The sequence below is a fragment of the Pseudomonas sp. P5_B2 genome (assembly GCF_056400445.1).
In genome coordinates, this window is record NZ_JBFULH010001384.1 from 1 (window position 1) to 648 (window position 648).

Here is a 648-nt window from a genome sequence, read left to right on the forward strand (position 1 = left end):
TTGGGATATGGAACGTCATTTTCCCAAAGGTAGTAGTAGAACAAGGCCAGGTCAGACCTGAACGTTGTCCCGGCCTCTTCAATCCAGGAACGCAAGGTACCGGCCAGATCATCTCGAATGTGGCGGGTCAGTTCTCTTGAGAAACCCAGGTAGGCCGAGTTGAAGGCAGTGGTCTGCAGCAACTTATCTAAGAGAGATGGTAGACCTTCTAGCTCATCAAAGCCCTTGCGAATCAAAACCTCCCTGAACAGCTCCCTCTCGCTGTACACGCCATCCAATCGCGGCCCAGGCACACCCGCGTCATCGCTACTGCCTGCACTTTCGCGAGTGGTGTGAATGAAGTTCGTGAAGTAAGGCTGCTTCAGCTCCTCGTATTTTCTCAATACGTTGTTCAGAAGATCGTTGAGCTGGGCTTGCTCCTTCTTTTTACCGAAGAAGTCTTGAATCAAGCCTTTGGATCTGTATTGAAAGTCGGGATAAAACGAAGGATCCAGTGGTGTGAGGTGTCGCAACGTGAGCTCTGATGACGGCGAAACTTGAGAGCCCATGCACCATGGGCATGCTGTTTCGAAGGTAGTCCTGTTGCATCCATTGCATTGGTAAATCATCGCGCCCACTCCCTCCCCAAGTCACCACGCGCCTTCGCGC

General features: G+C 52.0%; 1 pseudogene. It reads right to left on the reverse strand.

The features are described from left to right. A pseudogene (locus tag AC1DRJ_RS31355) lies at nt 1–608 on the reverse strand (restriction endonuclease); the annotation flags it as partial. Nucleotides 609–648: the final 40 nt, after the last annotated feature.